This is a genomic window from Spiroplasma monobiae MQ-1 (assembly GCF_002865545.1).
In the GTDB taxonomy this organism is placed as follows: Bacteria; Bacillota_I; Bacilli_A; order Mycoplasmatales; family Mycoplasmataceae; genus Spiroplasma_A; species Spiroplasma_A monobiae.
In genome coordinates this window covers 763,624-790,342 of record NZ_CP025543.1, presented here as the reverse complement: position 1 = coordinate 790,342, position 26,719 = coordinate 763,624, and the positions used below count along the sequence as shown (strand labels likewise).

General features: G+C 28.3%; 30 protein-coding genes and 3 tRNA genes. 26 read left to right on the top strand and 7 right to left on the bottom strand.

Features of this window, described 5'->3' with window-relative positions:
- Positions 1-89 precede the first annotated feature (89 nt).
- The 4 genes from rplM to SMONO_RS03715 all read left to right on the top strand — a co-directional run bounded on the left by rplM (position 90) and on the right by SMONO_RS03715 (position 3,031).
- Positions 90-545, top strand: a complete 456-nt coding sequence (rplM, locus tag SMONO_RS03730) for a 50S ribosomal protein L13 (protein WP_101781008.1) — start codon at positions 90-92, stop codon at positions 543-545.
- On the top strand, positions 545-949 hold the full coding sequence (rpsI, locus tag SMONO_RS03725; protein ID WP_101781007.1) for a 30S ribosomal protein S9: 405 nt from the start codon (positions 545-547) through the stop codon (positions 947-949). The genes rplM and rpsI overlap by 1 nt, the downstream gene beginning before the upstream one ends.
- Before the next feature lie 134 nt (positions 950-1,083).
- A complete protein-coding gene (locus tag SMONO_RS03720) occupies positions 1,084-2,037 on the top strand; it encodes an L-lactate dehydrogenase (RefSeq protein WP_101781006.1) in 954 nt (317 codons plus the stop codon).
- 76 nt (positions 2,038-2,113) lie between these two features.
- Entirely contained in the window at positions 2,114-3,031 is a 918-nt protein-coding gene (locus tag SMONO_RS03715) for an alpha/beta fold hydrolase (protein ID WP_101781005.1), read from the top strand.
- Between the two features lie 21 nt (positions 3,032-3,052).
- Here the strand turns inward: SMONO_RS03715 and SMONO_RS03710 are convergent, their stop codons facing one another.
- A complete protein-coding gene (locus SMONO_RS03710; RefSeq protein ID WP_101781004.1) occupies positions 3,053-3,790 on the bottom strand; it encodes a type III pantothenate kinase in 738 nt (245 codons plus the stop codon).
- A 103-nt stretch (positions 3,791-3,893) separates the two neighbouring features.
- Here SMONO_RS03710 and coaD point away from each other — a divergent pair, with 103 nt between their 5' ends.
- The 10 genes from coaD (at position 3,894) to SMONO_RS03660 (ending at position 11,438) form a co-directional block, all read left to right on the top strand.
- On the top strand, positions 3,894-4,322 hold the full coding sequence (coaD, locus tag SMONO_RS03705; protein ID WP_101781003.1) for a pantetheine-phosphate adenylyltransferase: 429 nt from the start codon (positions 3,894-3,896) through the stop codon (positions 4,320-4,322).
- A gap of 103 nt (positions 4,323-4,425) precedes the next feature.
- Complete coding sequence (locus SMONO_RS03700) at positions 4,426-5,718, top strand: Pr6Pr family membrane protein (protein WP_101781002.1); 1,293 nt, start codon at positions 4,426-4,428, stop codon at positions 5,716-5,718.
- Positions 5,719-5,791: 73 nt separating this feature from the next.
- Positions 5,792-8,626: a 2-oxo acid dehydrogenase subunit E2 gene (locus SMONO_RS03695; protein WP_158637912.1), complete on the top strand. Its 2,835-nt coding sequence runs from the start codon at positions 5,792-5,794 to the stop codon at positions 8,624-8,626.
- An 85-nt stretch (positions 8,627-8,711) separates the two neighbouring features.
- Positions 8,712-8,787, top strand: a tRNA-His gene (locus tag SMONO_RS03690).
- Between the two features lie 64 nt (positions 8,788-8,851).
- Positions 8,852-10,114, top strand: coding sequence for a hypothetical protein (locus SMONO_RS03685; protein WP_101781000.1), 1,263 nt, complete (start codon positions 8,852-8,854; stop codon positions 10,112-10,114).
- Entirely contained in the window at positions 10,092-10,511 is a 420-nt protein-coding gene (locus tag SMONO_RS03680; RefSeq protein WP_101780999.1) for a hypothetical protein, read from the top strand. Before SMONO_RS03685 ends, SMONO_RS03680 begins: the two co-directional genes overlap by 23 nt.
- A 26-nt stretch (positions 10,512-10,537) precedes the next feature.
- The gene (locus tag SMONO_RS03675) at positions 10,538-10,762 is read left to right on the top strand and encodes an acyl carrier protein (RefSeq protein WP_101780998.1); all 225 of its coding nucleotides are present in this window, start codon (positions 10,538-10,540) and stop codon (positions 10,760-10,762) included.
- Positions 10,763-10,765: 3 nt separating this feature from the next.
- Positions 10,766-11,194, top strand: coding sequence for a Fur family transcriptional regulator (locus SMONO_RS03670; RefSeq protein WP_101780997.1), 429 nt, complete (start codon positions 10,766-10,768; stop codon positions 11,192-11,194).
- A 56-nt stretch (positions 11,195-11,250) separates the two neighbouring features.
- Positions 11,251-11,326 (top strand) — tRNA-Trp (locus SMONO_RS03665).
- A gap of 36 nt (positions 11,327-11,362) precedes the next feature.
- A tRNA-Trp gene (locus tag SMONO_RS03660) sits at positions 11,363-11,438 on the top strand.
- Positions 11,439-11,467: 29 nt separating this feature from the next.
- Here SMONO_RS03660 and SMONO_RS03655 read toward each other — a convergent pair.
- The 4 genes from SMONO_RS03655 to SMONO_RS03640 are packed head-to-tail and all read right to left on the bottom strand — an operon-like array spanning position 11,468 to position 14,852.
- A complete protein-coding gene (locus SMONO_RS03655; protein ID WP_101780996.1) occupies positions 11,468-12,328 on the bottom strand; it encodes a DegV family protein in 861 nt (286 codons plus the stop codon).
- Positions 12,329-12,340: 12 nt separating this feature from the next.
- Positions 12,341-13,168, bottom strand: coding sequence for a DegV family protein (locus SMONO_RS03650; protein ID WP_101780995.1), 828 nt, complete (start codon positions 13,166-13,168; stop codon positions 12,341-12,343).
- Entirely contained in the window at positions 13,159-14,010 is an 852-nt protein-coding gene (locus SMONO_RS03645; protein ID WP_101780994.1) for a DegV family protein, read from the bottom strand. Before SMONO_RS03645 ends, SMONO_RS03650 begins: the two co-directional genes overlap by 10 nt.
- The gene (locus SMONO_RS03640) at positions 14,001-14,852 is read right to left on the bottom strand and encodes a DegV family protein (protein WP_101780993.1); all 852 of its coding nucleotides are present in this window, start codon (positions 14,850-14,852) and stop codon (positions 14,001-14,003) included. The genes SMONO_RS03645 and SMONO_RS03640 overlap by 10 nt, the downstream gene beginning before the upstream one ends.
- 80 nt (positions 14,853-14,932) lie before the next feature.
- Here SMONO_RS03640 and ytpR point away from each other — a divergent pair, with 80 nt between their 5' ends.
- From ytpR to SMONO_RS03600, 8 genes are all read left to right on the top strand, one after another.
- Entirely contained in the window at positions 14,933-15,517 is a 585-nt protein-coding gene (gene ytpR / locus SMONO_RS03635) for a YtpR family tRNA-binding protein (RefSeq protein WP_101780992.1), read from the top strand.
- A complete protein-coding gene (locus tag SMONO_RS03630; RefSeq protein ID WP_101780991.1) occupies positions 15,507-16,550 on the top strand; it encodes a nicotinate phosphoribosyltransferase in 1,044 nt (347 codons plus the stop codon). Before ytpR ends, SMONO_RS03630 begins: the two co-directional genes overlap by 11 nt.
- 25 nt (positions 16,551-16,575) lie before the next feature.
- Positions 16,576-17,502, top strand: coding sequence for a hypothetical protein (locus tag SMONO_RS03625; RefSeq protein WP_101780990.1), 927 nt, complete (start codon positions 16,576-16,578; stop codon positions 17,500-17,502).
- An 11-nt stretch (positions 17,503-17,513) separates the two neighbouring features.
- Positions 17,514-18,206 carry a hypothetical protein gene (locus SMONO_RS03620; RefSeq protein WP_101780989.1) on the top strand — a complete coding sequence of 231 codons (693 nt, stop codon included), beginning with the start codon at positions 17,514-17,516 and terminating at the stop codon, positions 18,204-18,206.
- Positions 18,207-18,290: 84 nt separating this feature from the next.
- Positions 18,291-18,641: a hypothetical protein gene (locus tag SMONO_RS03615; protein ID WP_101780988.1), complete on the top strand. Its 351-nt coding sequence runs from the start codon at positions 18,291-18,293 to the stop codon at positions 18,639-18,641.
- A 14-nt stretch (positions 18,642-18,655) separates the two neighbouring features.
- Positions 18,656-19,156 (top strand): hypothetical protein, encoded by a 501-nt coding sequence (locus SMONO_RS03610; RefSeq protein WP_101780987.1) that lies wholly within the window; start codon positions 18,656-18,658, stop codon positions 19,154-19,156.
- Positions 19,156-20,403, top strand: coding sequence for a tyrosine--tRNA ligase (tyrS, locus tag SMONO_RS03605; RefSeq protein ID WP_101780986.1), 1,248 nt, complete (start codon positions 19,156-19,158; stop codon positions 20,401-20,403). The genes SMONO_RS03610 and tyrS overlap by 1 nt, the downstream gene beginning before the upstream one ends.
- Before the next feature lie 12 nt (positions 20,404-20,415).
- Positions 20,416-21,147, top strand: coding sequence for a hypothetical protein (locus SMONO_RS03600; protein ID WP_101780985.1), 732 nt, complete (start codon positions 20,416-20,418; stop codon positions 21,145-21,147).
- A 12-nt stretch (positions 21,148-21,159) separates the two neighbouring features.
- On the opposite strand, the gene SMONO_RS03595 is transcribed toward SMONO_RS03600, so the two are convergent.
- Positions 21,160-21,900, bottom strand: coding sequence for a DUF3800 domain-containing protein (locus SMONO_RS03595; RefSeq protein ID WP_101780984.1), 741 nt, complete (start codon positions 21,898-21,900; stop codon positions 21,160-21,162).
- 102 nt (positions 21,901-22,002) lie between these two features.
- Here SMONO_RS03595 and pgsA point away from each other — a divergent pair, with 102 nt between their 5' ends.
- From pgsA to SMONO_RS03580, 3 genes are read left to right on the top strand one after another with little or no spacing between them, the layout of a single operon-like run.
- The gene (gene pgsA / locus SMONO_RS03590; RefSeq protein WP_101780983.1) at positions 22,003-22,668 is read left to right on the top strand and encodes a CDP-diacylglycerol--glycerol-3-phosphate 3-phosphatidyltransferase; all 666 of its coding nucleotides are present in this window, start codon (positions 22,003-22,005) and stop codon (positions 22,666-22,668) included.
- Positions 22,649-23,449: an SDR family NAD(P)-dependent oxidoreductase gene (locus SMONO_RS03585; protein ID WP_101780982.1), complete on the top strand. Its 801-nt coding sequence runs from the start codon at positions 22,649-22,651 to the stop codon at positions 23,447-23,449. The genes pgsA and SMONO_RS03585 overlap by 20 nt, the downstream gene beginning before the upstream one ends.
- Complete coding sequence (locus SMONO_RS03580) at positions 23,450-23,956, top strand: Sua5/YciO/YrdC/YwlC family protein (protein WP_101780981.1); 507 nt, start codon at positions 23,450-23,452, stop codon at positions 23,954-23,956.
- A 126-nt stretch (positions 23,957-24,082) separates the two neighbouring features.
- Here SMONO_RS03580 and rpsD read toward each other — a convergent pair whose 3' ends face one another.
- On the bottom strand, positions 24,083-24,700 hold the full coding sequence (gene rpsD / locus SMONO_RS03575) for a 30S ribosomal protein S4 (RefSeq protein ID WP_101781109.1): 618 nt from the start codon (positions 24,698-24,700) through the stop codon (positions 24,083-24,085).
- A gap of 261 nt (positions 24,701-24,961) precedes the next feature.
- Here rpsD and SMONO_RS03570 point away from each other — a divergent pair, with 261 nt between their 5' ends.
- The gene (locus SMONO_RS03570) at positions 24,962-26,716 is read left to right on the top strand and encodes a septation ring formation regulator EzrA (RefSeq protein WP_101780980.1); all 1,755 of its coding nucleotides are present in this window, start codon (positions 24,962-24,964) and stop codon (positions 26,714-26,716) included.
- The last annotated feature ends 3 nt before the right edge of the window (positions 26,717-26,719 follow it).

Below are 26,719 nucleotides of genomic sequence, written 5' to 3'. Positions count from 1 at the left end.
AAAGTGATTTTTTTATTTGACCCGAGTAAGAAATAATGTATAATATATTTGCTTACTCATGAGCCCCGGAAGGTAAGGAGAACAAGCACATGAAACAAACTACACTAATTAAAACAGCAGATATTGCTAAAAAATGATACGTAGTTGACGCTACTGGAGCAACTTTAGGTAGATTATCTACTCAAATTGCTATGGTACTTAGAGGAAAAAATAAACCAACATTTACACCTCATATTAATAATGGAGATCACGTAATCGTAATTAATGCAGAAAAAGTAATTTTATCAGGTAAAAAAGAAAATGATAAAAACTACTACCACCACTCAATGCACCCAGGGGGATTAAAATCAAGAAACGTTGCTACACAACGTAAATTATTCCCTGAAAGAATCATTGAAAGAGCAGTAAGATTAATGTTACCAAAAAATGTTCAAGGGGGAAATCAATACCGTGCATTACATGTATATGCAGGTAACGAACATCCACACCAAGCACAAAATCCAGAAGTATTAGTAATTCAAACAAAAAAAGGAGATAACAAATAATGGCAGCTAAAAAAGACGTTGTTATGTATAGAGGAACAGGAAGAAGAAAATCTTCAGTTGCTCAAGTTATATTAACTCCTGGACAAGGTGAAATTATTGTTAATGGAAAACCGGCTTTAGAGTTTTTCCCATATGCTACTTTAGTGCAAGATATGGAACAACCTTTAGAAGCTACTGGAACAAAATCAGATTTTTCAATCAAAATTACTGTTAAAGGTGGAGGGTTCACTGGACAAGCTGGAGCAGCTCGTTTAGGAATTGCAAGAGCATTATTAGAAGCTTCAAAAGATTACAAACCAGAATTAAGAGGACACGGTTTATTAACGCGTGATGCTCGTGTTAAAGAACGTAAAAAATACGGACTTTACGGAGCACGTAGAGCACCACAATTCTCAAAACGTTAATTTACAATATCATATGTACATATGAATATCCATTTTATGGGTATTTTTTTTATTTTTGAGTATGAAAAATTTATAATTTTATCTAGATAAAATTAAAATTTAGTATTAAGATAATATGGTAGGAGATTTTATAAATGATAAACGATAAAAAAATAGTATTAGTTGGTTGTGGAGCTGTAGGAACAAGTTTTGTTTACTCAGCTGTTAACCAAGGAATTGCAAAAGATTACGTTTTAATAGACGTATTTAAAGATGCTGCTGAAGGAAATCAAATGGATATTGCTGATGCACAAGCAATTTTACCAAACCCATTTAGCACAATCAAAGCTGGGGATTACTCAGATTGTAAAGATGCTGATATGATCGTAATCACTGCAGGTAGACCACAAAAGCCTGGTGAAACAAGATTGGAAATGGTTGCAGATAATGCAAAAATCATGAAAGATATTGCAACACAAATTAAAAATTCTGGATTTAACGGAATAACTGTTATTGCATCAAACCCAGTTGACGTATTAACTTACGTATACAAAACTGTAACAGGTTATGAAAGTTCAAAAGTTATTTCTTCAGGAACAACTTTAGACTCATCAAGATTAAGAAGATTATTAGCTGATAAAGTAGGGGCAATGCCTCATGAAGTTGAAGCTTACTTATTGGGAGAACACGGAGATTCATCAGTTGCTGCATGAAGTCTTGGAACTGTTAATGGTAAATCAGTAAAATCATTCTTGGATGAAGGTGTAATTTCATCAAAAGATTTAGAAGAAATTAAAGATGAAGCTACTCACATGGCTTACAAAATTATTGAGAAAAAAAGAGCAACATTCTACGGAATTGGTGCTTGTTTAGCAAGAATTGTTAAAGCAATCTTAACAGATGAAAAAGTAATGTTAATGGTTGGTGCTCACTTAAATGGTGAATATGGAAACTCAGATATCTATACAAGTGTTCCATGTATTATTGGAAAAAACGGTATTGAAGAAATTGTTAAATGAGATATTTCATCAGAAGAACAAGAATTATTTAACAAATCATGTGATCAATTAAAAGAAGTATTTAATACTGCTAAAGAAGCTATTAAATAATTCAAAAACCCCTTAACTTATAAGGGGTTTTTATTTTTTGATTTATAGAATAGAATATTGTAAAGGAGAAGCATGAATGAAAGAAATTAAATTAAAAGCAAATGATGGAAAAGAACTACACACTTATATTTGAGATGAGGTTATAAATTTAAAGGGTATTTTACAATTGGTTCATGGAAGTTGTGAACACTCAAAAAGATATGATGAATTTGCTAGATTTTTAAACACAAATGGATGAATTGTTATTGCAAATGACCATAGAGGTCACGGTAAAACTGCTAATTTAGAAAAGGACGAGTTAGGTTATTTTGCAGATGAAAATGGATGATCTATATTAGTTCAAGATTTAAAAGTTATCAATGATTATGTGAAAGAAACATACAAGAATAAGAAAATTGTTATGATGGGTCACTCTATGGGAAGTTTTCTTGCAAGACACTATGCAATTGATTACTCAAACACCATTAATGGATTGGTTTTAAGTGGAACTGCATGAGAAAGCAATTTGTCTCTTAGGTTTGGAAGAAGGATTGCAATAGCAAGACAAAGAAGGTATGGGGCTAAAAATGTAGATGACTTTATTTGGAATTTGAGTTACAAAAAATTCAACAAGAAATTTGATAAACCAGATTCAACTGGTTCTGAATGGCTTTCTGTTGATAAAAAGAATGTTACAAAATTTGTTAAAGACCCTTTGTGTGGACAAGTTTTTACAACATCAGCTTTTAAAGATTTATTTGAAGGTCTTCTATATATTCAAAAATCTAAAAACATAAAAAAAATTGGAAATGATTTACCTATAATATTAGTTTCTGGATCAAATGATCCAGTTGGTGGTTATGGCAAAACTGTCAAAAAAACATTTAAAAAATTTAAAAAAGCAAAATTAAAAGTTAGAATTAAACTTTATGAAAGTTTAAGGCATGAAATACTTTTTGATATTAAAAAAGAAACAATCTTTTCAGATACACTTAAATTTCTAAATCAAATATAAAAGCACATCTATTATGTGCTTTTATTTATTAAATTTAATTAAACCTTTGAAAATTAATTCTTCATCAAAAATAAAACCATCAGATATAATTTCCTCTTTGAAATCAATTGAATTACCACCTGTAAATATTGCAAAATCAAATCCTAATTTTTTAACCATTGAACTAAGCATTGTATAATGTGCATTAAAAGATCCTATATTAATTGCGTCAACTGTATTTTTACCATATGGCACGTTTGACTTTTCATAAGTGTTGTTTTGCAAAAGAACGGCACTAGAAATTAAACAGTCCAAAGAATTTTTTAAACCAGGAGATATTATAGTACCCTTAAATTTTTTATTTTCAATAACTGCAATAGTGGACGCTGTTCCCATTGATACGATCGCTCCATTTTCAATTCCATAAGAATCAATCGCTCCATAAAAATTAGATATAAAATCAGCTCCAAGTTTACTTAAATCATCTACTTCAAAAAAAGATTTATCAATATCAAAATCACTTCTTAAGTTAAAATTATCAATTTTCAGTTTATTTGCAAAAGCTCTTATAATATCGTTTCATTCAGGAACAACAGAAACATAAATTATTTTATCAACTCTAATTTTGTTTTCTTGAAAGTGTTTAAACAAAGCACTACTACTTCTTCAGCTAGCATCCTTTGTTTCTGGTCTTATTATTTTTTTGATTTCATTTGTTTCTTTGTTTCAAATTCTAAAATCCGCTGTTGTATTTCCAATATCAACCAATAGTATATTCATTTTTTTACCTCATTAATGTTATTTTATTACATAAATAACATTAAGGTATAAAAATAACTAAATTAATTATAAAATTATATAGATATTAAGAAAGGTTTTTTGTATGAAAATAGCTATTTATCCTGGAAGTTTTAATCCATTCCATGAAGGACATTTAAACATTTTAACTAAAGCTAGTAATTTATTTGATGAAATTATTATTGTTGTAACAAAAAATATAACAAAAGATTTAAATCCTAATCTTTTAGGAAGAATAAAAAAAATAGAGCAATTAACAAATAATTTAAGTAATGTAAAAATTGAAATTAATGAAAATAAACTTACTGCAGAGTTTGCAAAAGAAAGAGGCATCAAATATATAATAAGGGGTATTAGAGATTCTAAAACTTTGGATTATGAAGTTGAATTACATGATGCAAATAAAAGCATTTTCAAAGATCTTGAAACAGTACTTTTTTTATCTGATAATGAAAATAGGAAAATTTCTTCTACTTTATTAAAAGAAATAGAAAAATACAATGAAAATAAATAGCAATAACACTTATTAGTAGTTTATTTAAAAAACTAGACCTAGGGTTTGGTTTTTTAGTTTAGATTAGATATAATTTTATTAATGAAAAGTAGGGTGATAATGAATGAAATTAAATAAGGATTTTGAATTTTCTTTAAAAGTCATGGTATTAATCATATTAATAGCTTTTCTTGCGTTTGACTTTGTTCTTCAAGTTTATTCACCCAAAAAAAATCTTGAGGGAATACCTGCTATTGAAAGAATAAATATATACTATGCGTTTTTTACAACTCAATCCAACTATGCCGTTGTTCTCTATTTGGTTGTTGCTTTATTGATGAGAAGAATTTATAACACTAAACCTGCTTTTGGTATTGAAATGGCTATGACTGTCTATATAACAGTAACGATGTTAGTGTTCTGATTTGGACTGTTGGCCTCTCCGGATGAATTGGGAGCATATTATCCTGCTAACTGAGTTTCTACTATAGTTCTACACATGTTTATACCAAGTATTATGATTGGTTATTTTATGTTATCTTGTGGGGATAATTATTATTCAATAAGAAAATATTCAAAATTCTCATTACCTTTAACTTGTTCTTATCCGATTGGATATTTAATATTTGTAATGATTAGGGGTGAAATCAGATTTAAGTATTTTTCTCCAGAATTTTTCTACAAAATATATTCAACAGAGGCGGATGGGGCGATTTTAGAATCAACAAAGTGATTTTGAGATAACCAATGAACTGAAGGTGCTGGTGTAATAAACCAATCTCAATACTTCACTCAACAGATGTGATACCCATATTGATTTTTAAATATTCATCAATTTGAATTAAAATTTAGTGTGGGCTCAACAATGATGCCTCCTGTAAGTAAAAGTATTGGTCCAGAGTGATTGGTAATTTCAATTTTTATATTAGCAATACTTGCAATAACATTTCTTGTTGTTAATCTTCAATTTATGTACTTAAACTGAAATAATGGTAAGTTTTATAGATGGCATGATATCGAAGGAAAAATTATTTCAAAAGAAGAACATGATTATCGTAAGAAAAAGGCAAAACTCGAAAGGTATACAGCCATCAAAAAAGCTAAAATGAAATTATTGCATGATAAGACAAATTATAAAGTTTTTTTGAAAAGCATTAAATCACTAGATAAAAAAATTAGAAATGAAAAAAGAAAAGAATATATTAAAACAAAAATATTAGAGGAAAAACTTCAAAGAGCTCAAATAAAACAACAAAAAGTAATTAATAAATCACACAAGGATCAAATCAAAAGATTTATACTTTCATTGAACTATAAAGATAGACCTTTTGTTAAAGAAAATTTAAGAGAAGCAGAGCGTTATAAAAAACTGGTAAATAGAGGAGTTTTAATATCTAAACCTAAATATGTTGACTAATAAAGGTAGGAATTTGCCTTTATTTTTTATATAATAATATATGGTATATATCCAAAAGGGGCGAGATTATATTATGGTACATTTAAGGGCTAGAAATTTACCATCTAAAGGAATTTTAAAAGAGTGACTATTCTCTGGAGAGGAAATTACTTTCGGAGAAGATTTTGCTCTTATCGAGCTAGATGATGGAAGCAAAGTAAATATAAAATCCAATTATAATGGAGTAGTTACAAAAACAATACAATTAAATAGTCCTGTTAAAAATGGAAGTATTTTAGCTAATGTAGCTGTTGGAGATAAAGAGATACAGAAATTTAAATCTAGGCACTTTAAAAAGGGTGATATTGAAAAAATACCTGAAGAAGAAGTTTTCATAGCAGATGGAGAGTATGAACCAAAACTTAAACCGGTAGAAACAGATGCTGACTCTTTTTCTGGAGCAGTTGTTTATGATAGGTATAATCAAGCAGTTACACCTTTTTCAACTGGAAGAGATGATATTGTAGACTCTCCAGAAAAACTAAAAGTACTTGAGGAAAGGGATAAAAACATGAGCCAAGCAAATGAACAACCAAAAGATAGATTTGCTCAAATGAGAGCAAATATTAGAGACTCAATAAAGAACGCTCCTCAAAATAAAATAATGGGTGACCTTACAAAAGAAGAGTTGTTAAAAATGGCGGATGAAAAACCGAGTGCAGCTGACGGGGGGAACTTATTTTCAACAAATAATGTGTCTGGGGTAAGTAAGTTCAGACAGTTAGTTCAAGCAAGAAAAGAAAAACTTTTAGTAGAAAATGACTTTAAAGAAGTACAAGAGGCAGACGAAGAGATAAATGCTATGTCAAAAACCGATGAAAAGGGTAGGCCTTTAATCATGAGAAATATTATTCAATCAAGAATTGAAAAATTAAATAATTCTGGAGGAGATCCAAGTGTTCTTGAAAGAGATATTGTTGCAACAAAAGACAATGCAGTATTGGACAGCCAAAGACCAAAACAAATTGTAGATCCCGCTTTAAAAGCGCAAGAGGATGAGAGAATGAAACAAAAAAATCTTGAAGTTAAAACAGATGAAACATTTTTAAGACAAGGGGCCAGCGAAGATGGTCAATTTGGTGTTTCGTATGGTGCGTATGTGGAAGATGAAGAAGCAACAACAATTGATGCAAATGACCTAAATCCTTATGGCGGAACCGTTATGCCTAAAAAGAAACCAAAAGAACTAATGGATGAAATTGGAAGCAAAAAAAATAAAACTTATGCAGAGTCAAAACTTTCAAATTTATATGATACTTCAAGAAGATGGGATATCATGAAAAGTCGGGACGAAAGAAGTGTAATTAATCAGAGAAGAGAAGCTGTTGAAAGGGGTCTTAAACAAGAGAGTCTTGAATATAGCAAAAAGATTCAAGAAATTGGAATACCAAAGGAATTCTTGAGAGAAGTTCCTCAACAAGACCCAAACACAGGGGCTATGGTTTTTGTTCCATATAATCAAACCCCAAAAGGAAAACAAGAATTTGAAAATTGATTAAGGGCAACTAATTTATACACCGCTTATAAAGATGAAGAGGAATTTATTGAAAGAACCCAAGAATTGGGTGGAACCAAAGAAGAAATACAAGCTATGGCAAATAGTTCATTATTATCAAAAACACCAAAAGGAGTTCAAAAAGAACTAAAAAGTGAAATTAACAAAAAAGATAGCGAACTTGAAAAAGCTTCTGACAAAAAAACAGCAGACGAAACAGTTGATTTCTTGAAAGAACAAATAAAAGAACTACAAAAGAGTTTAAAAGAGCAAAATCAATTGAACGCGGCAACTTCAAGACTTAATCAGCAATCTAATTTTAATGCTGGAACAGACACATTTAGTCAGATGATGCAGTATATGTTAATGCAAAATATGATGCAAAATATGAATACTAAGAAGGATTCAAATAATCAGGTGAGTGCAAATGATCTAAAATCAATTATTAAGGAAGAAATCAATACTTTTGCTGAAGGTTTAAAAGAAAAACAACGCCAAGAGGACGAAAGAATTAGATTAGAGCAAGAAATAATTGAAAGAGTTGAAAAAGATATTAGAGAAAAATTAGAGTTGGAAAAACTTGAAAGAGAGCAAGAAAACATTAAAGATGTAAACTTTGAAAAAGATAAACCCGATAACTCTGTTGGGTATTTACAGTTTGAATCAAACGATGAAAACAAAGTAGTGCAAAGGGAAAAAGTTAATCAAAATAGAAATTCTGCTGTCAAATCTATGATTCTGAGTCAGAATTTTATACCACCTCTAACAATTTCTACTGAAATTGATATGAGCTCAATTTTGAAGTTGAAACATATGTTAAAACAAACTCAAAATCATATTAAATTTACAACAATTTCATTCATTGCAAAAGCAATATCAATAGCTTTAGAAGAATATCCAAAATTAAATTCTAGTTATGATGCTGAAACAAATGAACTAGTAATTAAGAAATATCACAATATTGGTTTAGCAACAGAGACAAGTGAAGGTTTAATTATTCCTGTGCTTAAATTTGTAGAAAAATTATCTATAAAAGAAGTTGCTATTGATATAAAAGAAGTTACAACAAGACTTAGAGCTGGTGAGTTATATAACTATGAAGCTGATGGAAGCACAATAACTATAGCAAACTATGGAAATATTGGGGCAATCCAAGCAACTCCAACTATTTTCTATCCAAATGCTGCTGTAATCGGTGTTGGTAAAGTTGTTAAAAAACCAGTTGTGGTTGATAATGAAAAGCTAGCAATCAAAGCAATTATGAACATGAGTTTAACGGTTGATCAAAGAATAATTGATGCTGCTGAAGCGGGACAATTCCTTGCAAAAGTTAAGTCTATTCTTGAGAAACCAGAAATCCTTACGGTATCTTAAAATACAACAATATGTTGTATTTTTTTGTTGTTTTTTTCCACTTAAAATGTTTTTTTAGTATAATAAATAGGTAAAAACATTAATGGCGTGTATGGCGAAGTGGTTAACGCACCGGATTGTGGTTCCGGCACTCGAGGGTTCAATTCCCTTTACACGCCCCATTTAAAGAAACAAATCTCTTTTTAAAGAGATTTTTTATTTTTAAGTGGCGATTATCTAATAGAGGTGATTATTATTTTAGATATTAGTTTAAAAGATGAAATTAAATTTTCAGAAGAACTACAAGATAAGGAGTTTATCAAAGTAAGCCAAGTAAACTCAAACACAATGAATCTTGATTCTATTTTTATTAACGAGAAGTATTCATACAACAAAAAGGAATACTATAGATTGTTTGTTAGACCTAGTTTGTCTAATAAAGGAAATTATGACTATTTTAAAAATTTTTTTCAAACATCTAAAGATGATGAAACTAAATTAAACTTTAAATCTGGTGCAATCCAGTTCTATATAAGAACCAAAAATGGTGTAGAGGTTATAAAATCGGGTAAAAATGATTTGTTTGAATTTTCACCTTATTCAATAATTGCAAAAAGAAATGGACAGTACTTATTGAGTAATTTTGATTTTATTGAAGTTGATATTCCTGCAACATATGTAGATGATCAGCAAGAATTGTTTATATCTTATAGTGCAAGTTATAATGTGGAGGGTTACAATCTTAAACCCCACACAAATTATGGAGGCATAGAAATAGATAGAAGAAATCTAACACAACATAATCATTCAAAAAATAGGAGTTTATTAACAATAGCTAATCTTGCTTATGGTTATATTAATTATGATTTTAATAATAAATATAAAAGAAACTATTTTGACTTATTAAGAAATGATATAGAAATTATGGTTGAGTCAAGAAACTTAAATACTATTGACCCGGTTATGATAATACAAAATAAATATAGTTTATGAAATGATATGGATATATCTTTTTTAGGCAAAAATATGAATGATTTCTTTAAATTATATTTAAATGGACTTAATAGAACAGAATCATTAACCTCTACACCCAAAATTAAAAGTAACTCCAATTATGGTGACTATTATAATATAAAAAAAATAACTGATACAGTTAAACAAGAAAATGGTAAATTCTTAATAATAAATTCAAATCAAACAAGTTATTCCTTTTCTAAAAATTTAGTTGAAGATAGCGAGTATGGAAATGATGGAATAATCTGAAACCCCTTATATAAAAATCCTATTACTTATAATAGGACAATAGATTTTAATTCAAGGAATTTGTCTCTTGACTATATTAATGAAGATGTTAATACAGATATTTATAATATAGAGTTTTGTAAAAATTTAGTAAAAGATAAATATGATCACCTAATAGTTTATAAGATATCTGAATTAAACGATATAGGTTGAAAAAATAAAGAAAGGATAATCAACTACATTAATGAAAAAGAAAAAAATATATAAAATTTTATTTGCTACAATCTCTGCATTATCTATATTGGTTTCCTTTGTGCTGGTAGTATTTTTTTACTCAAAATCTAATTCTGTCGGAATTGAAAATGAATCAAATATTGAAGAAACAGAAAAACCCACAGTAACCAAAAGTGATTTTGCAAAATCTAATATAGATATAAACTTTAGTTTGGATCAGAAAATCTATATTATAAATTTTTCAAAAAGTAAATATTTTAATATTAATGAATTCAAATTTTACTTTATATTTGAATTCAATAAATTGGGACCAAAAAACAATGATATAAAAATTGAATATGCTCTAAATGATAAGGATAATCCAACAGAAATAAATGTAATTTATAAGTGTGAAAATAGAATATATACTTGGAATTTTAAATTAATTTAATATATAATTAAATATGGTGATTAAAAATGAATTATTTTGAAGAAATAAAAAAGGCTCTTATAAATAAGGGAGCAAAAGGTAACATAAGTAACTCGACAGATTTTAAATCAATGGGACTAGATTCTTTAGATTTAATGGATATGATAGTTACTTTGGAAGATAAATTAAACATCTCAATATCAGATGATGATTTATTGGAAATTAAAAAAGTAAGTGACCTTTTAGCAGTGATTGAAAAATTGGCTAAATAATTTATGGAAAATAAATTGAATGAATATTTAGAATTATTCAAAAGCAAAAAAGTAAAACTTACTGATGTAAGACTGTCCATGTTAAAAATTATCGCTACCAAGAAGCACTTTACAATTAATGAATTAATTTCAATGGTTGAAGAAGATTTGGGTAGTGTTAATGTAATGTCTATTTACAACAACATTGACCTATTCTTGGAAATGCATTTATTATTTGCAAATACAATAAATGGAAAACAAATTATATATGAAGCAATTTCCTCACAGTTAATGCATATTTCATGTGATATTTGTGGCTCTCTAGAGGATTTGGAAAGTCCTTCATTAGCAAATGAATTGTTTGTTAGATTTTCAAATATATTAGAAGATAAAGAAATGAAGTTAGAACACTTTAAATTAGAACTTCACGGTATATGTAAAAAGTGCAAATAAATAGAGCATATTCTATACTTAATACTTTTTAGTGATATAATTAAAAAGTATTTAATAGGGGTATAGTTCAGTTGGTAGAACATCGGACTTCAAATCCGAGTGTCGTGGGTTCAAGTCCTGCTACCCCTGCCAATAAGAAAGTTAATACCCGAAAGGGTATTTTTTAACGGGGGTATAGTTCAGTTGGTAGAACATCGGACTCCAAATCCGAGTGTCGTGGGTTCAAATCCTGCTACCCTTGCCATTAAGAAATAAAAAAAATAACGCTATGCGTTATTTTTTTGGTAATAAGTCTTCTTGAATTGCAATTAAACCAATTGTATCAATTCCTGCATGTCATGGATAAACATTTGGTATTTTTGCCTCTGTAAATTTAACCCCATTTGTACTTAGATAATTTCTTATTGAATCCATATGAGTTTTATTTGCCTCTGGTAATGAAACAAATAATAATTTAAATGCCCCTTTAATTTCTTTTTTGATTGCACTAACCATTTTATCTAAAACTGCCGCATATGTTCTACCCATACCCAATTTTTTAGGTTTTTCTAATCATTGGATGGCGACTTTTGTTTTCATCATTTTTAACATTGTTATTAATAATGAGTTTGCGCGACCACCTTTGGACATTTTTTGTAAATCACTTGGTATTATAGATGTAAATGAACCTTTAGTTCATTTATCTGATTCTTCTTGAAATGCTTTTGGATCTTCAATTCCTTCTTCAACCATTTCTGCAAATTTTAAAGCTAATAATTGAGCACAGTTTGCTGCAAGGAAGTTTTCTATAACTGTAACTTTACCTTTATAATCATCATCATTTGCTGTCATCAGTGCAGTTTGGTGCATTCCCGATAGATTTGAAGGAATAGTCATGTGAATAATGTGATCAAATTCTTTTAACATTTCATCGTATTTATTCATCAATTCTCCAGGAGAGGCTTGACTAGTTGTTGTTTTATTTCCTTCACCTAATATTTTTATTAAATTCTTCTCTTTAACAATTTCTGGTGTGTCATAGTAATCATCTTTATCATTCACAATTAAATGTAAGGGCATTACTTTTAACACTTTTGTATTATGTTCTTTTTCAACAAAACCAGTTGAACTATCTACTAATATTCCTATTTTCATATAAATATTCTCCTATTTCTTTCAAGTTGCCAAAGCAACTGTTTGTCTACCTGTGTGACAAATAACTGTATTTGGCAATTCATCAAATAATCTAATTTCAAATCCAGCATCTTTTATAAGGTTTTTAACCACTTCCAAATGCTCTGCATCAATTCTTGAATAAGAAACATCTATAAAAGTATTTTTTCCAAATTCTTTTAAGTGATTGATTGATTCTTCAATCGCCTTTTTGAAAGTTCTTTCTTTTCCGTGTTTATCAATTTTTCCATCATAACTTAATATAGGTGTAATTTTTAAAAACTTTGCTAACCCAGCAGCAGCTTTACTAATTCTTCCACCACGAACTAATTGATCAAGAGATTTAGGAATGATTAAAAGACTAAATTTATCATTTGATTCTTCAATCGCTTTTTCTATCTCCTCACCAGTTTTGCCTTCGTTTGCAAGTTTTAATGCCAATTCTACTTGGATTCTTAAAACTGTACTTACACCATTTGAATCAGCTACAAATACTTTTCCATTATACTCATCTTCTTTTGAGAGCATTTTGCAAGTATTATATTGTCCTGAAAGACCTTTTGAAAGTAAAATACAAACTATTTGATCGTATTCCTTCAACAATTCATCTCACTTACTCATCATCATCCCAGGAACTGATTGAGAAGTTTTTAAAATTTGTGAATCATTTAGTTCATAAAATTCATCACTCTTAAAAGATTCGTCATCAGCAACCTGGCTTCCATCTTCTTTAGAGATCATAAGTGGTACTAGAAATAAATCTTTTACAGCACTTATATTTGGAATTCCACTAGATGAGTCTGTGATAATTGCTATTTTCATAATTTTTCCCCTCAAACTTGATACGGCATGAATGCAAATGTTTCTCTACCTGTGTGACAAGTAATTGTATTTGGCATTTCATCTCATAAACCAATTTCATATCCGCAGTCTGAAACTGTCTTTTTAACCAATTCAAGAGTTTCTTCGTCAGCTCTTGAATAAGCGATATCAACAATGTTGCTGTTTGGGTAGTTCTCTTTCAATAAAGTGAGAGCTTCTTCAACAGCCTTTTTAAATGTTCTTGTTTTATCTTGTTTATCAATTTCACCATCATATTTTAATATTGGTGTTATTTTTAGGATTTTTGCAAGTCCAGCAGCAGCTTTACTAATTCTTCCACCGCGAACTAATTGATCAAGAGATTTTGGAATTATATAACCAACTGTTTTGTTGTAGTGTTCTTCCATAATATCTTTAATTTCTTGACCCGTTTTTCCTTCGTTAATTAAATTAATTGTTAATTCCAATTGACGCTTAAGTATAATACTTACACTATTTGTGTCAATTACATGTACTTTTCCTTTGTATTCATCTTCTTGTGAAAACATTCTAAAAGTATTGTATTGTCCTGAAAGACCTTTTGAAAGTAATAAACAAATTACTTCATCGTATTCTTTTAATAACTCATCTCATTTTTCCATCATAATTCCAGGAATGGATTGAGATGTTTTTAAAAGTTGTGAATCATTCAGTTTGTAAAAATCATCAGCAATTAGCTTTTCATCATCAGCTATTTGTTGACCATCTTCTGTTGTAATCATAAGTGGTACTAAGTGAAGGTCTTTAAATCCCTCAATTTTGTTTACACCACTTGATGAGTCGGTGATCACAGCTATTTTCATAATTTCTCTCCTCAAATTTGATACGGCATAAATGCAAAAGTTCCTCTACCTGTGTGACAAGTGATTGTGTTCGGCATTTGCTCTAATAAACCTATTTTTAAGCCAGCATCTTCTATAAGTTCTTGAACTAAATTAAAAGTTTCATTATCTGTTTCAGAATAAGCAATATCTATGATATCGCTTTTTGGATAGTTTTCTTTTAATAAATTAAGAACTTCTTCAACAGCCTTTTTAAATGTTCTTGTTTTATCTTGTTTATCAATTTCACCATCATATTTTAATATTGGTGTTATTTTTAAGATTTTTGCAAGTCCGGCAGCGGCTTTACTAATTCTTCCGCCACGAACTAATTGATCAAGAGATTTTGGAATTATATAACCAACTGTTTTGTTGTAGTGTTCTTCCATAATATCTTTAATTTCTTGACCGTTTTTACCTTCTTTAATTAGTTTTTCAACTAATTCTAATTGACGTTTTATAACGATGCTGACACCGTTTGTATCAATTACATGTATTTTATTTTTATATTCATCTTCTTGGGAAAACATCTTAAAAGTATTATATTGTCCTGAAAGACCTTTTGAAAGTAATAAACAAATTACCTCATCATATTCTTTTAATAAATCGTCTCATTTACCCATAACATTACCAGGGATTGATTGAGATGTTTTTAAAAGTTGTGAATCATTTAATACATAAAATTCTTCACTACTTAAATTCTCATCGTCAGCTACTTGTTGTCCATCCTCTTTAGTAATCATTAGCGGTACTAGGTGCAAATTTTTATAATTTTTTACATCCTTTATACCGCAAGAAGAGTCAATTAAAATTGCTATTTTCATAATGCCTCCTCTATATAAAAGACTTTTATTATTATATAATTGTTTTGATATTATTCCAATAGAAATAAGAGGTAATTCATATGAAATTATTTTCAAAACACATAAAAAACTTCAATACTTTAGGGGTTTTAATAGAAAATAAAAAAATAACAGAAACTAAAAAAGATAATAATTGTGAAATTCTATTTCATAATAATGAAGTTGTGGGGTTAAATATTTTTGAATTCCATTCAGAAGAAAATTTCTTTTTAGAAGACAAAAGATTACACGAAGCAATAAAACCACTTTTAAATAAATACTTCAAAAATATTGAATTTGAAGATCAGTTTATAATAGCGAAAGTTGTGGAGTTTGAAAAAATTCCTAATACTCACTTATCAAAATGTAAAGTATCAACAGGAAAAGAAGACCTTCAAATAATTTGTGGTGCTTCTAATGTCAGAGAAGGTTTGTATACAACTTTGGCAACAATTGGAAGTTGAATGCCCGATGGAAGCCAAATTAATCAAGGAAAATTAAAAGGATTTGATTCATTTGGAATGCTTTGCTCATCAAAAGAATTAGAAATTGATGATGAAAAATATAATAAACCAGGAATTATGGAATGAGAAGTTGACGATTCTTATACAGGGAAGTCAATATGAGAGGTTTTAAATGAAAAATAAGTTTAATATTGATTTTAGAATATTTGAAAACTATTATTCAGCAGACTATTTTAAAAAAACCAGAGAAATACTAAACAAGTATAAACCTAAACAACTTGTGACAATGCAATGATTTCAAAGATCAGACAATACAGTTGTTTGTGGAATTGAAGTCATTAAAGAAATTTTAAGACTTTCAAATATAGATAATTTAGAAGTTGAGGCAGTTGAGGATGGAGAGATTGTTAATGCATTAGAACCTGTTTTAAAAATAACAGGCCTATACAATGATTTTGCACATTTCGAGGGTTTATTTGATGGGATTTTATCTAGAGCATCAACAATTGCCACAAATGCAAGAAAAATTTCAAAAGCAGCTAATAATAAAATTGTTATTAATATGAATGACAGGATGGATTACTTCACAAATCAACAAATTGACGGATATGCGTCTTATGTTGGAGGCATAAGAAATCTTGTGACTGAAGCTTCTTTTGAGTTTTTAGAAGAAGAATCAAATCTGAATGGAACAATGCCCCATGCATTAATAGCATCATTTGATGGGGATTTGATAAAAGCAACACAAGCTTACAAAGAGGTATTTCCAAATAATAACCTTGTTGCTCTAATTGATTACAATAATGATTGTTTAAATGATGCTTTAAAAGTGTGCAATGCTTTTAGAGGAGAAATTTATGGAGTTAGATTAGATACATCTCAAGGGCTTGTTGATAAATCTCTTCAAAATATGAAAGAAAAAAGTAATGAACTACATGGTGTGAACATAACTCTTGTGAAGTTGCTTAGAAAAGAGTTAGATAAAAGCGGGCATAATAATGTAAAAATAATAGTTTCTTCAGGCTTTAACGAAGATAAAATTAGAGATTTTGAAATTAATAATGCACCAGTTGATATATATGGTGTTGGAGATGCAATTACAAAGAATAAAATTGGATTTACAGGAGATATTGTTTTAATTGATGGTAAAAAGCAATCAAAATTTGGAAGAGAAAACACTTTTTCAAGTAAGATAAAAAGTATAAAATATAAATAGTTAATTATCAAAAAGGGGGCCGACTATGAATTTATTTGCAAGAAAAAACAAAAGAAATAGTGAAGCTGAAAATTCTAAAGATAAATATGAAGATAGAGCCCCAAATCATTGAACTTACAATGATGATCCTCTTTTAAATATGGAACCAGTATTTACAGACGATCCAGAAGCTAATAAAATATCTATTGAAGATATTTCAAGACAATATGCATCAGGTGGTTCAAGTGTTGAAAGCGAATCTGTTTCTGATAAACTGGCACAAATTAGAAAAAAACTAGGAACACCATCTAGTTCAAAACCTTCTGGAGGAATTCTTGGTTCAATAATAGATGGTGCAAGAAAAAAGACTAATGATATTCAAAATGAAATTCTTGAAAATGACCCTGTTATTGCTAAATTACAAAAAATTGAAGAATTAAGAAAATCTGGTGGAGTGGATGCTGACCTATATACAGATGTTAATAAAGTTAAATCACAATCTGTAAGTTATGCACAAAGAGCAAAAGACTTTCATGAAAAAAATGCAACCAAACCAGTCGAAACTGAAATCGAAAGGGTTAGAAGACTATCTCAAGAGGTACAAAATCAAAGAGATGAAAGAAATAGACAAAGACAATTGGAAATACAACAAAAAACTTTAGATGAAGAGGAAGAAAAAAAAGAAAACATATTTTTGGCAGTTTCTAAAACTCAAGCACAAAAGAAATCAAAAGAAGAGGAAGTTAAAAGTAAACTTCTTGAATTAAAAGAAGTTAAATTAAAGAATTTAGAAGAAGAAGTTGAAAATACTATTCAAGAAATAGATTCAAAAGTATTCTTCAGTGATGTCATGAAAGAAGAATTTCTTGATCAAAAACTAAAAGAGTTTGATAAGTTGTTGAAAGATAGTAAAAAACAAGATAGAAAACCTGAATTAATAAGACCAAGAAGAACACAAACCAAAAAGAAATAAGGGGTTTCAAAATGGACCAAAAAAATAAAGACATTTCAATAGATCAAACTCAAATGGAAAGCGATCAAGCTAAAAAGAGATTGGATGAAATCAAACAAAGCAATAGTTTAATCAATTCACAAGTAACGGCCAACAATTTTTATGTTCCTAAAAGAAAAATTGCAACTTCAAATGATGCACAGACTACATTTATTAAACCCAGAAAAAAGAAAAATCTTCCTTTTAGTAATGAACAACAAAAAGAAATAGAAAAGACTATGTTGGATGTTCGGTCTGAATACAGAGATAATTTAAAAGAGAAAAAAACAGTTGAAAAAAAACTCCTTAAAGAAGAAATCAAATTGTCTAGACTTATTTCAAAAACAAATAAAAAAATTGGAACTCTTATTGATAAAGAAAATACTGGAGAATTAGAGAAAACAGTTGAAATGCAATCAGAATACTTAAATGCCTTTGATAAAATTCATGATGATATTAATACTCTTGTTTTAAGTGAAAATAAAATATCTTTAGAAGATAGAAGAAAGCATATTTATAACAACGCCTATAATGCAGAGACGGAGAGGGCAAGAAAATTAGTTCAATTAAGAAACGAAAATAGAGCATCTTGAACAAATCAAATAAAAGAGAGCAAAAAGAATGTTTCCAAAAGGAAAAGTAATAATTGAATGGAGAGATTAGGAATACTTGACGACGAAGAATAGTTGTCAAGTTTTTTTAATATCTAATTTATCTCTAAAAATTCCTCTTAGTGTTGTATAATTTTAGTGATTATTAGGAGATTTTTTATGAATTTAGCGCTTATTTATGCATCAAATGCAGTTAATACAACTCAAACGGTTATGATAATAGTTTTACTAGCATTAGCTATTATTTTGACTTTATATACAATAATTACTTTAAGAAAAGTTGGTATTGCAGCTAAAAAAGTAGATTATTTCTTTGAAGATCTAACTTATAAATCAGAAATGTTAAATGCAACTGTCGATACTGTAGCAAGGGTAACAAATTATATGGATATATTTGATGCGTTTGCGAAAAGAAACGTTAAATCATGAGTTAAAGTTGCAACTAAAAATAAAGATGTTGTCTATAAATTGGTTGATAAACTAAGAGAATTTGCAAATTCAGAAGATTAATCAGGAGGAATACAATGTTTAAATTATTAAAATTAGCCTCATGAGTTTTTCTTGGGATGATGTTAGCTCCTAAAAAAGGTGTGGAAATAAGATCTGATTTTGTGGACTACTTAAAAAAATATAGACCACAAATAAAAAAGTTAATATCCACAATTGAAGAGACTTGAGAAAAATCTCAAGATAACGAAAGTGATGAAGTTGTTGCGAATATTGAAATGAAACTTTCAAATATTAGAAATGCAAGCGATGAATTGGATGCTGCTAAAACCAAAGAATTAGCATTCAAAGCATTACAAAAAATTGGACAAACTACTGTCAAATTAGGACAAGAAGTTGCCAAATCAGACAATGTAAAAATAATTGCAAAGGATTTAGCTATGATAACAGTTGATATCATTGATAAGGCTGATGAAGTTTATTCAAAAGTAAAAGACGTATCAATAAGTATGAGTGAAGATGTTTATGAATCTGGAGACTCAAAAAAAGTATCAACAATTATTAATAAGGAGAAATAGTGATGCGTAGCATTTTAGAAGAATTAAAGCAAAGAGATTTGCTAAAACAATTTACAAATGAAGAAAAAATATTAAATGCACAAAATGAAGGTGCTGGGGTTTATTGTGGATTTGATCCTACAGCAGATTCACTTCACGTTGGACATTTAATTCAAATCATTAACCTAAAAAGGTTTAAAGACTTTGGATTTGCACCAATTGCAATATTGGGTGGAGCAACAGGTATGATTGGAGACCCTAGTTTTAAAAGTGAAGAAAGAAGTTTGTTAACTTTGGAACAAGTTGGTAAAAATGTCGATGGTATAAAAAGACAATTAAATTTCTTAATACCAGATATAAATGTAATTAATAACAATGATTGATTAGGAAAAATGTCTTTAATTGATTTTTTAAGAGAAATCGGGAAAGACTTTAACTTGGCTTATTTATTAGCTAAAGAAAATATTGCATCAAGAATTGAGAAAGGTTTAAGTATTACTGAATTCTCATATACAATGCTTCAGGGGTATGACTTTTTTAGATTATATGAAGATCAAAAATGCTGAATGCAAATTGGTGGATCTGATCAGTGAGGAAATATAACAAGTGGAACAGACTATATAGCGAGTAGGGTTGGTAGAGAAAATTCAAAAGCTTGTGGAATAACGATGAATCTTTTAACTAAAAAAGATGGAGTTAAATTTGGGAAAACTGAATCTGGTGCTATTTGATTAGATAAAGATAAAACAAGTGAGTATGAATTTTATCAATTCTTTGTTAATCAAGATGATGAAGATTGTGAAAAACTATTTAAATTTTTAACAACTCTTCCAGTTGATGAAATTAACTTAATTAAAGAAGAGCATGCAAAAGAACCTTTCAAAAGAATAATGCAAAAGAGATTAGCACAAGAAGTTACAACTTTTGTTCATGGTACTGAAGGTCTGGCAAAAGCTGAAAAGGTAACAGAAGCACTATTTAGTGGGGATTTAATGCAACTTGATAAAAGTGAATTACTAGCAACAATCAATTCAATGCCAAAGATTCAAGTAAAAGGAAACTTAGAAATAATTGATCTTATAGTTGAGTCAAAAATTGCTAGTTCAAAAAGAGAAGCTAGAGAATTACTAAATGAAGGAGCTATTTCAATTAACAACAATAACACATTTGAAGAAAATACTATTGTAGATGAAAAACTATTTACAGTAGATAACTTTATTTTTATTAAAAAAGGAAAGAAAAAATATTTTGTAGTAGAAATTATATAGGAGAATGAAGATATGGATTTCAACCTGATTTTAAAAAATGTTGTAGAAGAACTTGCTTGTTATTTTAATGACGATTGCTTTGAGGGTGTCGAATTAAATGGCAAAAAAATCAAAATAGATTATGAAGGGTTTTTAGAAAAAATCAGTATAAATAATCTTGATTTAATAGATGAAATTATAGAACAATTAAATGAATTGAGACAAGAAAATCAAGATTTACTTACAAAAGAAGATGTGAACCACATGTTCTATGCAAGTACAGAAATATTATTATCTTCAGCAACTGAAGGTTTTAGAAAAATAAAAGAATCATTCAAGGATTTAAATTTCTTAAAACATAATGGAAGTGAAAGTAACCAAATAGATTTAAATGAAAAATTTGTTGTTAGAAAATTGACAGCAAATTCTCAAAAGGTCTTAAATAAATATGAAAATCTATCTCCTAGATTCATAGATAATGAAAAGGTAACAAACTTCATTAATTGCTTAGTTAGAATAACAAAAAGTGAAACAATTGGGGAAATAGTTGGTTTGGCCAAAGAAGTTATAACAAAACAGGATGAAATCAAGCGACTTGACCACTTTGTTAAGTATGATGCTTTGGTTGATGAGTATGGTTGAGTTCATGATATTGTTAAGTTATCTTCTGCAAATGCTGAATTTATGGGTTTAATAGTTAATGTTGAGATTTTTTCAAATGTGATTTCACAACAAGTCTTTAAAGAAACAAAAGTTATCGCATAATAAAAAGCACGATTAATCGTGCTTTTTATTATTATCCATTGCATTAAGTTGTTTAAAGTATGATTTCTTAAACGGGTAATATATTGTCCCATTTTTTATTCTTTCTAATATTTGCTTATTTATTTTATTTTGAAATAATTTATTTTTTTCAGAGTTTGGATTGTTGTAATAAGTATATACAATATGATCTAAAATATCTGCAAGTCTAATAACATCAGTTATTTTACTTGATAAATAATAAGTGTTTATAGTATATGGTTTTTCAATATAATTAGTTTTTAAAAGGTTTTCTAACTGGTTGTATTCAGTCTTTTTCAAGTTCCTTTCATCCATCAATAGGAATATATTTGAACATTTTTCATCAAATTTAAATAATTTTGAATTAAATCCCATAAGGTTATTAACAAAAAAATCATATGCAAGCATTTCATTAACTGTAAAATGCTCATTTAATTCTTTTCTAGAGACAACAGAGAATATTGGACAAATTAAATCGCCAATTTCTTCAAATATTCTATTAATGAAATCAACAGTTGCATTTTCTTCTGATTTATTACCCTTTAATTCAAAATTTTTAGGAATGTTGTATTTATTTTTAATTTCGTTTTCCACTTGTCTGATAGTTGATTTTACAGTTTCTTTATCTGAGTATAAAAACCCACCAACAACAAAATAATTGGCTATATCATTTTTATTCAACTTACCACTCTCATCTAGAGCTATATAAAGTTTCTCTGAAATAAAATTTCCCATACAAAACAATCCCCACTTGAATAATATTTTAACACAATATGTATTATTTGTTTGGTTAGTTAAGTTGATGTATTATAATATTAATTGAAATGAGGTATTTGTATGAATTTGGCAAATAAAATAACTTTGATTAGAATACTTTTAATACCAATTATTGTGGTATTGATGCTTATAACACCAGCACCAATGGTTTCTTATCCTGGAATTGAAACTTTACAAGATAAAAATGTGATGGCTATTGGATCATATCATTTGCCATGAACTTATTTGGTGGCTGGAATATTATTTATATTAGCTAGTTTAACAGACATGCTAGATGGATATATCGCTAGAAAATATAACATGGTTACAAATTTTGGTAAATTCTTTGATTCAATAGCAGATAAATTACTTACAAATGCCGTACTAATTATTTTCGCTTGTTTTGGTGTTTTGCCAATATGAATGTGTGTAATTTTAATATGTCGTGACTTTATAATCGATGTTGTTAGACAAATTCTTGCGAAATCATCAGTTGTTATGGCTGCAAATCAAATGGGAAGAATTAGAGCAACTGCAGAAATGCTTGGACTTTCAATTTTGTTTTTCTTTGGAGCTCAATGTTGAGATAACTTTATTGAATATGGTTGAATAAATCAAGTTGTTATGATTCCTATGTATATAACAACAGTACTTTCAATTTTATCTGCTGGAATTTATATTCATGCAAACAGAAAAGTTTTATTCGATAGTTCTACAGAAAAAAATAATGAAAAAAAATCTAAATAAGAATACTTTTGCAATAGTGACCGGAGCAAGTAAGGGGCTTGGCTTTGCTTATTGTGAGGAATTATTAAAATTAGGTTATAACGTTATTGGTGTTGCGAGAAATACCGAAAGTCTAAAAGAACTACAAGAAAAGTATAAGAACCTTAAAGTTGAAAGATGAGATTTAGATTTAAGTGATTTAAAAAACTCATATAAATTATTTGAAGATTCAAAAAAAATTAATGTAGAAATTATAATCAACAATGCTGGTTATGGAGTTTGAGGTTATTTTGATGAAACTGACTTAGAAAAAGAAATGAACATGATTGATTTGAACATTAAATCTCTACACATAATAACAAAATTATTTGCAACAAAATTTAAAGAAGAAAATAAGGGTAGAGTAATTAATATAGCATCTATGGGTTCTTTTACTCCTGGTCCTGTTTTTTCAAGTTACTATGCGTCAAAAGCTTATGTTTTAAGTCTTGGTATAGCCGTTAATACTGAACTAAAGAAAACCAAATCAAAAGCAAGGGTAATAACCGTTTGTCCTGGTGCGCTAAAGACAGATTTTTGAAATAGAAGTAGTACCAAAGAAAGAGCGACACTTAGGGAAAAATCAAGTTCAATGAGTCCTTTGATTTATGCAAAAAAAAGTCTTAAAAAGGCAATTAAAGTCAAAAGGAAAAATTATTTGGTTGTAGGTGCTTTTAATAAATTTGCTAAAATGTTAACTGATATAATGCCTGAAGAAACAATATTAAACTCTGTTTATAAATATCAAAGGAAAACTAAATAAATGTTAAACAAAAAGGATACTACAAATGCAATAAAACTACTAAAACTAAACAAAGTAATCATACTTCCAACAGATACGATATATGGTTTAAGTGCTATTTGTAATAAAGAAAATGAGATCAAAATAAACAATATTAAAAAATCTGATGAAGATAAAAAATTAATTATACTTTTTTCTAAGTTATCTCAGTTAAAGAGTATTTTTAAACCTTCAAAAGAATTTAAAAAAAATTTGAAGTCGGAAAAGTTGTTAACTCAAGTAGTGGATACAAATAATGGTAAATTGGCTTTTAGAAAAGTTATAAGAAAAGATTTAAAAAATATAATAAATAAAGTTGGTTTGATATTTTCAACTAGTGTTAACTATTCTGGAAATCCCTTTTTAGGAAAAAAAGAAGAGTTAGAACTATTCAATATTCAAGTTAGTGAATTTTTCTGGGATGGCCCTTTAAATTCAAAACCATCTAAAATAATAGATTTAGTTGAAAAAAAGGTAATAAGGGATTAAAGTAATCCTTTTTTATTTTTATCTTAAAAATTTGCTTTATAAAAGCATTTTTTACTTTTGAAATAAAAAAAGCGAATCATATAAAAAGTTTCTTACTTTTTTGATCGCTATATAAATATTTTTTATTTATTTAATTAAACGGTTGTATCATTCAACAATTAATGCTTCATTGATTTCTTGGTTTAATTCTTTTCTTTCTGGCAATCTTAATAATTCTCCAGACATTTTTGTTTTGTCAAATTTTACAAACTCAACTGTTGCTGCGTTTGATGCCAATGCTTCAACGATTTTATCGTTTTTTTGCATTTTATCTTTAACTGAAATTATATCTCCAATTCTTACTGAGTATGATGGAATATCTAATTTCTTACCATTAACTAAAATGTGACCGTGTGAAACTAATTGTCTTGCACCTTGTCTTGTTAATGATAATCCCATTCTGTAAATTACATTGTCTAATCTTGACTCTAATTGTTGTAAAAAGATTGTTCCTGTAATTCCTTTAATTTTTTTAGCTCTTGCATAAGTGTTTCTAAATTGTCTCTCAGTTAAACCATACATAAATTTAACTTTTTGTTTTTCTTGCATTTGTTGACCATAACCTGAAAGTTTAGTTCTTCTTGCTCCGTGTTGTCCAGGTGCAGTTGTTCTTTTTTTACCTTTTGAGAACTCTTTACCTGTTTCTAAGATAGAAAATCCATATCTTCTAGCTTTTTTAAATGTAGATCCTGTATATCTTGACATACTTTTCTCCTGTTTTTCTATTATATTATTTGGAAAATCATAACTAAAGTTAAACTCCAACAAAGGAAGTCTATACATTCGCCCACCATCTGCAGGGGTTACTTTTAAATAACTTATAGACTAATTGTTTTGCAGTGTTTAATTGCAGATTAACCAAAAATAATTATATATTAAATTAGCTATAAATAATAAGATAATTTAAAAAAATACCCAATAATTCTCTATATGATATAATGATTTTGATTTTAAGGAAGTAAAATTATGAAACCATTATGGGATATTGACCAAATTTTTAAAAATCCAGTGTACATAGGGGCGTTATGTACTTTTTTGGCATGTCTTGTAATAGCTGTTTTGGTTTTGGTTTTAATGAATATTTATAAAAGAATACTTCAAACTGCAGCAAAAACAATAGATTTAATGGATGATTTAAAAAAATCACCTTTAAAATACCGTTTGATGCGAGTTTCTATGATTTTTGAAGAAACAAAAAGTTTTGAAAAGGAACTTATGATTTGAAGAACTAAATATGAAATTCTTTTTGAAGTTGAATTGCAAAAAGTTTTTGTTGATTTTGTTGGATTAATTGAAGATAAAAAGAATACTAGACCAAACTTAAAAAATTTGAAAAAATTTGAAACACTATACGAAAGGGCGATGACAATCAATAAAAATGTTCATGATATTTTCGTTGAAATAATGAACAATTTAGAAATTGAATTTATCCAAAGAGATTCATTGACATTCCAAAAAGAACTTTTCAGAATACTTAAAGATGAAATTATAATGACTACTTTTAAAGAAGTATCGATAGATGAAGTAAAATTAAAATCAACCATTGATCAAATAGAGGGTCTTTTTGAAGACTTTTATTTGAAGTTGGATGAGGGAAGATATAAAGAAAGTTGAGACTATCTATTAAAAATAGATCAAGCCTTGATTTTTTTGATAGAACTTTTGGATTCAATTCCTTACATTATTTCAACCATAACAACTATAATTCCACAACTTATGATTGAATTAAAAAACAAACACGTTACCTTTGGTCCTGTAAGAAGAAACTTGCCGATAAATGCATTGAAGTTTGGGGAACTTGAAAAACAAATCGATACATCTAGAATAAAAATTAACAATGAGTTAGAAAAACTACAATTTAAAAAAGCAAATAGAACTTTAAAAACTGTATTTAATCAAATAAATGCATTTAAGAGTTTGGTGGAAAATGAGGACAATTTAAAGTCATTCTTTGAAGTAAGAACTCCAGATATTAAAAAGAAATTTGATCTTATAGAGCAATCAACAAGGTTAATTGAAAGAGATTTCACCAGAGTGGAGGATATGTCAAAACAATTTTCAAAAGAAAGAAATGATTTTGAAATTGCAAAATCTTCATATATGAAAACTAAAGCAAAAGCGGATTTATTATTTTCACAAATTATTTTGGGAACAAATAACGGTAATGAAATTAACTTGATTCAAATCAAAGAAGAAATGCTTGGTGTAATGGATCAAGCTTTAAAAGATTTATCTAATTTAGAAAAATCTGCAAAAACTGTTGAGAGTAAAAGTACAAATATTGATTCTCTTGCAAACCAGGTTTTATTTATTCAATCAATTTTAAGTCAACTGGATGTAAAAATTAATCAATACAAATCAATAAAAGAACTTGAAAAATTTATACCAACAATTCAAGAACTTCACCTAGATTTAGAAAAGTATTCAAGAGAAAGATTGAAAAAGATAACAACCGAAACTGAAAGAGAACGTATTTCACAAGAAATAGATAAATGTAGTCAGAACGCTCTTGCTTTAGCTAGAGATTTAAATGATGCAATTTTTTTAGATTATATATCACAAGAAATTATAATTTATCTTGAAAGATATGTTGGTAAAGTTGGTGGAATTAATGAAGCAATATTTAATTGTGAAAAATTATTTAAAGAAAGACAACTTGATCAATTAATTGGATATTCTTTACAAACTTTATTATCGATAAAGGAAAACAAAATAAGATAGAGG